The organism is Allocoleopsis sp. (assembly GCF_036703385.1).
In the GTDB taxonomy this organism is placed as follows: domain Bacteria; phylum Cyanobacteriota; class Cyanobacteriia; order Cyanobacteriales; family Coleofasciculaceae; genus Allocoleopsis.
On sequence record NZ_DATNPA010000590.1, the window covers coordinates 1 to 7871 of the forward strand.

At 48.2% G+C, this 7871-nt stretch carries 6 protein-coding genes; 2 read left to right on the forward strand and 4 right to left on the reverse strand.

The window, feature by feature from the left end; all coding sequences use genetic code 11:
- Both V6C93_RS28405 and V6C93_RS28410 read right to left on the reverse strand, forming a co-directional pair.
- Positions 1–850 (reverse strand): ADP-ribosylglycohydrolase family protein (locus tag V6C93_RS28405; RefSeq protein WP_333480033.1); only part of this gene is annotated, 850 nt, incomplete at its 3' end.
- Between the two features lie 166 nt (positions 851–1016).
- The gene (locus tag V6C93_RS28410; protein WP_333480034.1) at positions 1017–2483 is read right to left on the reverse strand and encodes a DUF1802 family protein; all 1467 of its coding nucleotides are present in this window, start codon (positions 2481–2483) and stop codon (positions 1017–1019) included.
- A 388-nt stretch (positions 2484–2871) separates the two neighbouring features.
- Here V6C93_RS28410 and V6C93_RS28415 point away from each other — a divergent pair, with 388 nt between their 5' ends.
- Positions 2872–4242: a folylpolyglutamate synthase/dihydrofolate synthase family protein gene (locus tag V6C93_RS28415; RefSeq protein ID WP_333480035.1), complete on the forward strand. Its 1371-nt coding sequence runs from the start codon at positions 2872–2874 to the stop codon at positions 4240–4242.
- On the opposite strand, the gene V6C93_RS28420 is transcribed toward V6C93_RS28415, so the two are convergent.
- Both V6C93_RS28420 and V6C93_RS28425 read right to left on the reverse strand, forming a co-directional pair.
- Positions 4239–4526, reverse strand: coding sequence for a hypothetical protein (locus V6C93_RS28420; RefSeq protein WP_333480036.1), 288 nt, complete (start codon positions 4524–4526; stop codon positions 4239–4241). The two genes, V6C93_RS28415 and V6C93_RS28420, sit on opposite strands and share 4 nt — an antisense overlap.
- A gap of 238 nt (positions 4527–4764) precedes the next feature.
- On the reverse strand, positions 4765–5250 hold the full coding sequence (locus tag V6C93_RS28425) for a quercetin 2,3-dioxygenase (protein ID WP_333480037.1): 486 nt from the start codon (positions 5248–5250) through the stop codon (positions 4765–4767).
- Positions 5251–5762: 512 nt separating this feature from the next.
- Here V6C93_RS28425 and V6C93_RS28430 point away from each other — a divergent pair.
- Complete coding sequence (locus V6C93_RS28430) at positions 5763–7745, forward strand: tetratricopeptide repeat protein (RefSeq protein WP_333480038.1); 1983 nt, start codon at positions 5763–5765, stop codon at positions 7743–7745.
- Positions 7746–7871: the final 126 nt, after the last annotated feature.

Below are 7871 nucleotides of genomic sequence, written 5' to 3' on the forward strand. Positions count from 1 at the left end.
ATGGGGGTATTCCCTGTGCCCCATAGAAGGCTCCGGCTAACTGTCCATAAACGGCACCCGTTGTATCGGCGTCATCGCCCAAGTTGACGGCTAAGAGACATCCTTCTTCAAACGATTTGCTGTGATAAAATGCCCACAAAGCGGCTTCTAAGGATTCGACCACATAGCCTGTTCCTCTAATCTCTGGCGGTTCCCGGTGTTTAAATGACCCTGCTGCAATTTCGTCGATTTCGTCCACTAAGGGATTTTCTTGCCAATAATCGGGAATTGGGCTGTAGTGACTTGAAAGTAATTGCTCTCGACTAACTCCATGAACAGCTCCCACTAGTAAAGCTGCCAGGTATCGGCAAGCATCGACTGCCGTAGGTGCGCCGTGAGTCGTTCGGGAGCTTGCTGCTGATTTTGCGATCGCTTCTTGAGGATTTTGAGCAAAGAATAGAGGCACGGGAGCTAAACGCATGATCGAGCCATTGCCCGCACTGCGGGGGTTTGTGGAACCGCAGTAGGGTTCCCCAGTCTGCTCAAACCGCATCAGCGCACTTCGTACCGTGTTACCGATATCAAAGCAGCGTCCAGTACTGCTCAGATGTCCTACTTTATACCATCGCAAATATCTTTGTAGTTGATCAATTGGGACAAACTCGTTTTGCTCAATCAGGCTTTCCGCCAAGCACAATGCCATTGAGGTATCGTCCGTCCACTGCCCTGGTTGCAGCCTAAATGGGCCACCCCCAACCATATCGTTAATGGGTGTAAAGGTGCCGGGTGACCTGAATTCCAGAGTTGTTCCCACTGCATCGCCAGTGGCTAAGCCGAGAAGACACCCACGGTAACGCTCGATTTGTTGCATAGAACTGGCTGATTGATTGTATTGGGAAAGATGTTTGAGCGATCGCCCCTTTCTTTGGGTCGGTGCGCTTTGCGCGATCGCTATTCCTCAAACCTTCTCTTCGTGAGCTTTTCAAATACAACACACTCATGAAAATCTAGTTCCCCATCTCTGTTGAAGCCAGCCATTACTCAAGCTTCAAGTCACGCAAGAAGTAGAAGCGATCGCTCCTCCAATCTTTTCCTTTCATTCGCCCCAAATAACCCGTTAAAGGTGAGGAAAGCTCAATCAAAAGTTCATGCATTTCTTCTGGGGTTAGGGACTGAGGGGATGGGGAAGCGATATACATTTTATAAATAGGGTCAACCGTGGTCTCTCTCAAACCCGCGTTGTGTAGGTAATTTTTGACCAGTTCAACCAGACGCGATCGCACTTTGATATCTTGTTGTACTCTGTCAATGTAGCGGTTTACTTTCGTATCAGCCTCTTCACCAAAGGGTGCTTGCTGTAAACAAGGTTTGAGTTCTAGCAAGTTGATCGAGCCTCGGTGCTGTGCCTTTAATTCAACTAACCTCTGCCAGGTTTCAGGACGAATAACATTCATTTTGTTCTCAATAGCTGCCTTGCAATCGGATTGACTTAAAGGGTCAGTGGCAAAAATAAGCTTGACAGAATCGTCAAACTGTGAATTGCCAACATCAGTATGACCCAGATGTATCAGTTGGTCAGATAAACTATTCGGCTCGTTCTCGTGTTGACCGGCTTTCAACTCTCCCACCACTGGATAGGGAGCGTCACAATAAAAATCTAAGCTCTCTCCCTCCTCAATTGCCTCAGCATTAAGACTAGCTTTAGAATTCTGGTTGCAGTTCGTAAACCCCAGCTCGATCAAGCTTTTACGCACTAACGTCTCAAAGCTGTCGCGATCGCTGGAATTGCCGACTTTGGCAATGGTTTGAATCCAAACTAAAGTAGGAGCGATCGGCCCGGTAGACTTGTAACCACTCCAACCGAGGAAAGTTTTGAGTTCGTAATCAAGTTCCTTCGCGGCGAGGTTCGTTTTTGAGAGCGGTGCGATCGCTCCCTGCACGACTTCCAACTCCGGATGGAGTGACGACTTTGGCTCTATCAGTTGACGACAGCGCTGTTCAAAAAAGATATCGCCCAAAACCGGAGTTGCTTCAGTCCCCGTCAACGGTTGCGGCAGAGGAAAAAACCGGGGATTTCTCTGTGCTGGTAGTTCTATTGGCTGAGGGAGTCGGTAAACTCTCAACAAGGCGAGAAATATATTTCCCCGCCTTGAGCGAGTTTGCTGTAAGGCGTTCTTCGTCCATACTGTTAGCTCAGACAAGACACCGAGAGATTCAGTCTCATCGATAACTTGACAGAGTTCACACCTCGCCCAAGCTTTAATCAAAACCGTCTCAGAATCTAGTTCTGCTAGAGTTCTGTGAACAGTTGATAAAAAATTTGACCGATAATACTGCTCCGTTGGCAGCGCGTTCACGGAGGTATTGGTGGGGTAGAGAGCAAATTGCCGCCCCGGATTGATGAATATCCCAGGCATAGCAACGATTGTCCGCCCTTCGACTAAGGCTTCGATGTCGGGAGCGGGAAGTGGGAATGCTGTATTAATGACAACTAGTGTACTCATAGCCAGTCAGTGAGATGTCTGCCAGTCAGTTGGATGTCTGTACTAGCTATTTTCTAGCGTAGTTAGTCTCTAGCCCGCCGGAAGTAGACGCGATCGCTCTGCTCATCTCCCTTTTTTCGCCCAAAATCACCCGTTAAAGGCGAGAAAAGAGAATAGTTTTACAATGTGTTTCTTGAAAGCGCCCTACGGGCGCGATCGCAACCCGTTATAGATGGAAGAAACTTGATCAGCCAGTAGAGTCAGCTTTTGGGGTATATTTCTTCATCAGTCCTGACAGCCAAAACCGAATAGACAATGGTGCCGAACAAGTGCCTGTTTGAAAGCGTGGTTCTGGGATTGATGGTTATAGCATTGGTGAAGCGACTCAAAAGACTTGCCAACTAACAACATGGACATCGACTCTTTTCTTAAACCCTTTCAACGCTTTGGTGTCCATCTCGGCTTAGAGCGAATTCAGCGACTCTTGGCAGATTTGGGTAACCCACACCACGTCCCCATCCTTCATGTCACGGGAACCAATGGCAAAGGTTCCGTCTGTGCTTATCTCTCCGCCGTACTCACTGAGGCAGGTTATCGAGTGGGACGCTACACGTCACCTCATTTAGTCGATTGGAATGAGCGAATTTGTTTGAACGAGCAGCCAATTTCAACAGACGCTTTGGCAGAATTGCTACTACAAGTCAAAGCGGCAATTCCCGAAGACTGTGAAGATTCACCGACTCAGTTTGAAGTGATTACTGCTGCCGCTTGGTTGTATTTTGCCCAGCAGCAGGTTGACATTGCTGTGATGGAAGTGGGATTGGGCGGCAGGTTAGATGCAACCAATGTATCTGATTATCCTTTAGTCAGTATTATCACATCTCTAAGTCGGGAACATTGGCAAAACCTTGGCCCTACTTTAGCGGACATCGCCAGAGAGAAAGCGGGTATCCTCAAGCCCGCATGTCCGGCGGTAATTGGACAACTTCCCCCAGAAGCCAAGGCGGTTGTAGAACAGCGCATCACAGAATTAGAATGCCCTACCGTTTGGGTAAAATCAGCAATAGAGTTACCCCCCCTAACCCCCCAATGCATGGGGGAAGAATCTCAAAGTCCCCCAGAATTGGGGGATTTAGGGGGCGAGAAAGAGTTGTTGATACACCCTAGCCTTACCAAAGGGAAGTTCCCAAAAAATTGGGCAGAATATGAGGGAATTCAGTACCCTTTGCCCTTACTGGGGGAGATTCAGCTCAGTAATTCAGCAATTGCGATCGCAACTTTACAAATTCTCCGTTCACAGGGTTGGGAGATTCCCGACGAGGCAATCCAAAAGGGCATGGCAAAAACCCAATGGCTGGGACGCCTTCAGTGGACGACTTGGCGCAATCATCGCCTACTCATCGACGGTGCTCACAATCCAGCCGCTGCAAAAGCTCTCCGTCAATATGTTGATACACTCAATACACCAGTAACTTGGGTAATGGGCATCCTCTCCACAAAAGATCATGCAGATATCTTCGACGCTCTGCTGCGATCGGGTGACCGATTGTACCTTGTACCCGTCCCTGACCACAGCTCCGCCGACCCAAATGCCCTGGCAATTTTAGCTCAAAACGTTTGTCCAGAACTTGCGGATTGCCGCACCTATCCCCAATTAGAGCAGGGGTTGGAAGCCGCAACTTCCAACCCGGCTGAGACATCACAACGTTTAATTGTCTTGTGTGGCTCTCTTTACCTAATTGGACACTTCTTGAAGAACTCGGTAGAAAAGTCAGCTTAGCCGCCTGCTACATCAGGCTTGGCTGAATTCGCACAATAGCGATCGCTCACAATGGTGGATGTGGAACTCATCTGTACAACTTGCTCTTTGGACGAGCGACGATGGAATGATTGTTCTGGATGCATCACAACTTGCTTGCAAACCAGTTGATTGCTGTCTAAGGAGGCAAAGCTCCAGATGTAGGTTTCTGAGTTAGTCGTAGCCGCGTCAGCTGGAGTTAGTCCTAAGGTAACTAGTATGACTAACCCCAAACTTACCAAGGCTACAACCACACTTTTGAGCATAGATATTCCCTCGGTTTACATATTCCTCTACTTGCTATTTTATTCCGTGAGTTTCGGTGTTTGTAAAGATACAGCCACCTGTTTTCTCAAGCATGAGGGAAACACTTAGACACTTTGGCAAAGCAATAGAGCGAACCAATCTTGAGGGTCAGTTCAAATTCGCAGCGATCGCAGCCCTTGAGCTGCCAGGATGAATTTTCATTCAACTGCTTTCTCCAGTGCCTCTGAAGAAGAAAGTTTAGGCTTGGGGGCTAGGAGGGGGTATAATTTCCAAACCGTACTTGGGAGCGGTTGCCATAATTTTTTCGATATCTGCGGGACTGACAGGAGGGGGTGAAGGCGATCGCTCTTCAAAGAGTACACCTACTTCTGCAAAAAATTTTTCTAACCCTGCTGGCGTCACCCAACACAGCATTTTAGCTGGCTTTGAACCCCTGTTTTTAAAGCTGTGGAGTTGTCCTTTGGGAGAATGGACGAAGGTTCCGGGCGTTGCCACAATTGTGCGATCGCTAACCTGGAACTCTAACTCTCCCTCTTGAATATAGAAGGCTTCGTCTTCGCGGCTATGAATGTGAGGAGGTGTTGCGCTTTGCGGCTGTACCAGAATCTCCATGAGTGCATAGGCTTTTCCAGTATCTTCACCCATTGCCTTCAAGGTATACAAATCCCCTAATACCCAGTAAGAAGAACCTTGACCCGGTTGCATTAATACACCTTGGGGCATGGCATAACCAAGGGATGGATAAGATGGGAAAAGTAGGACAAGGAGGATAAGCAGGGAAAAGAGGTATTTCCCCAATTTAATCATCTTCGTTATTCCGTTTATCTTTGTGCCTATCCCTACCCTAATTCCGCAATTTTGTCCTTGATTAATTATCATTTTAATCTTCCTGATTAACATGAAAAAATGAGCTAAATAGCAACATGAATTTATAGCAATAATAGTAGAACGTTGTTATTTACGGTCAGATTTTATCTCGAACTACACGTTCTTGATGTTCGTCCGTAATGCTAGAAAGCCTACATGGGTCTCATTGCTCAGTGTGGGAACGGAGCATCCCAATGTTGTCGGTCAATCTTGTAGAGGCGCAAGACCTTGCCCTCTACGGCAGGTTTAACTAATGGCATATTAAGCTCTAGTCCGTTAAATCTGGACTGAGAAACAACTGAAAGAGAATAAGTTTCTGCTGAGAGTGAGCTTGGTACACTAAAGCTGAAGAACTAGAGGGTGCGATTATGTCCAAAAAGAAACGCCGCCCAGACCTGCAACTCAAGGGTTTTGGCTCCCAACCCGTACTGGTCAATGTGAGTAAAGCTGAGGCCATGATGCGTCGTGGGCAATGGAAGCAGGCACGCGAGGTTCTGGAATCTCTAGATGAAAAGTATCCGAACCGAGCTGAAGTGCTTGCGGCCTTGGCAACCCTCTATCACATCATCCAAGATTCACCGCAGTATCAGTTGGTCTGCTCTCGCTTAAGCCAGCTAAAACCTGACGACCCCGACGTTACATTGATGTTAGCCGGAGCCTATGTGGCTAACTTGCGCCCCATATTAGCGCTGCGAACCTTTCAGCAACTTCTCTCTCGCTGGCCTAACCATCATCGCGCCAACGAAATCCGCGATACCATAGTGCAGTTAGAAGAGACTAAAAGCCAGATTATTGCTGAAGTTGGGTTGAGTGTAGAAGAGAGCCTAGAAGTTGCTGTCCTACATGAAACTGCCCAATCCTGCATCGAGCAAGGTCAATATGTGGAGGGGCGTCAAGCGTTGGAAGCCCTATTGCGTATCCGTCCCGATTCGATTCCAGACCTGAACAATCTTAGCCTGATCTACTTTTTGGAAAGCGATTTAGAACAAGCGATCGCGACAGCACAACAGGTACTCGACCTTGACCCCAATAATATCCATGCTCTCTCAAATCTCACCCGTTATCGCTGCCTCAATGGTCAGCTGGAGGAGGCTAAAATGTTAGCCGAAAGGCTCAAAGCCCTAGAATCAGAGCATCAGGATAGTTGGATCAAAAAGGCAGAAGCACTCTCGTTCTTAGGGGATGACCAAGGAGTTTTGGATGCCTTTCAGGGGGCTCAACAAGCAGGTGTCTCCGACTCCGCTGAAATGAACCCCTTGCTATATCATTTGGCTGGAGTGGCTGCCATGCGATTGAGGCAAGATAAACAGGCTCGTCAGTATTGGCAGCAGGCGCTTAAACTAGACTCTCGATTTGAACTGGCTCAAGAAAACCTGGACGATTCGCAGCAACTCATGGGTCAGCGTCATGCTCCTTGGCCATTTAACCTGAACTCTTGGATTACCCCACAGGCGTTTCTTGACCTTGCACCACTGCACGAGCCAGAACGGATCACAGACGAAACATTTCTGCGGGAGTCCGCCCAACACTACCTGCAACAGCATCCAGAAATTGTCGCCTTAGTCCCCCTACTCCTTGATCGAGGAGATGCGAAAGCCCGTCAGTTTGCCTTAACCTTAGCCCTCCTGGCTAATACCCCAGAGATGCAGATTGCCCTACGAGACTTTGCCCTGAGTCAGCGTGGACCGGATCAATTGCGCCAACAGGCGGCTCAAATTGCCTCTCAAGCTGGACTGTTTGCCCCAGGACTGGTTCGGATGTGGCTGGAGGGAGAATGGCGAGAACTCATGTTGCTGGGCTTTGAAATTCATGACGAACAAACTCAACCCCACCAGCCACGGGTGCAAAAATTAGCACGGGATGCTGTAATGGCTGTCAAACAAGGCAAGGTGGAGAAGAGTCAGCAGTTACTTAAACAGGCATTGAAGATAGAACCGAATGCCTCTGATTTGCGCTATAACTTGGCTGGCACTTATGAGCGTCAGGGGCGCTCAGAGGAAGCCTTGGAGATTGTACAGCAACTGCACCAACAAGACCCAGACTATGTGTTTGCTCGTGTTGGTCTTGCCAACAGTCATATCAAAAAGGGTGAACTAGATGAAGCCCAAGCCCTACTGCAACCCTTGGCATCTCGCAAGCGCTTTCACTACAGCGAATTTGATGCCTTTTGCCACGCTCAAATCGAACTTTACCTGGCTCAAAAGAACCAGGATGCGGCTCGTTCCTGGTTGAATATGTGGGCAATGACGAACCCTGATACCCCTGCCTTGGATTACTGGCGGAGGCGGTTGGATAAAGAGAAGCGGCAAAAACAGGTTTCTACGGAACGGGTTTGGACACAAATGACGTGAAAGGTGGGTGCGATCGCTTCGCCTAACGCTAAGGACGTGTCGGCTCCGTAATGAGTAAACTGATTGGGTTTAAAATTTTCACAAATTATTCACACTTACTCCTTACTCTATAAATCATAAGCCTTT

Excerpts from the sequence above, each read along its gene's own strand:
- V6C93_RS28420 (WP_333480036.1), bottom strand. The coding sequence starts at position 4,526 with ATGCTCAAAAGTGTGGTTGTAGCCTTGGTAAGTTTGGGGTTAGTCATA.
- V6C93_RS28410 (WP_333480034.1), bottom strand. The coding sequence starts at position 2,483 with ATGAGTACACTAGTTGTCATTAATACAGCATTCCCACTTCCCGCTCCC.
- V6C93_RS28425 (WP_333480037.1), bottom strand. The coding sequence starts at position 5,250 with ATGCCCCAAGGTGTATTAATGCAACCGGGTCAAGGTTCTTCTTACTGG.
- V6C93_RS28415 (WP_333480035.1), top strand. The coding sequence starts at position 2,872 with ATGGACATCGACTCTTTTCTTAAACCCTTTCAACGCTTTGGTGTCCAT.
- V6C93_RS28430 (WP_333480038.1), top strand. The coding sequence starts at position 5,763 with ATGTCCAAAAAGAAACGCCGCCCAGACCTGCAACTCAAGGGTTTTGGC.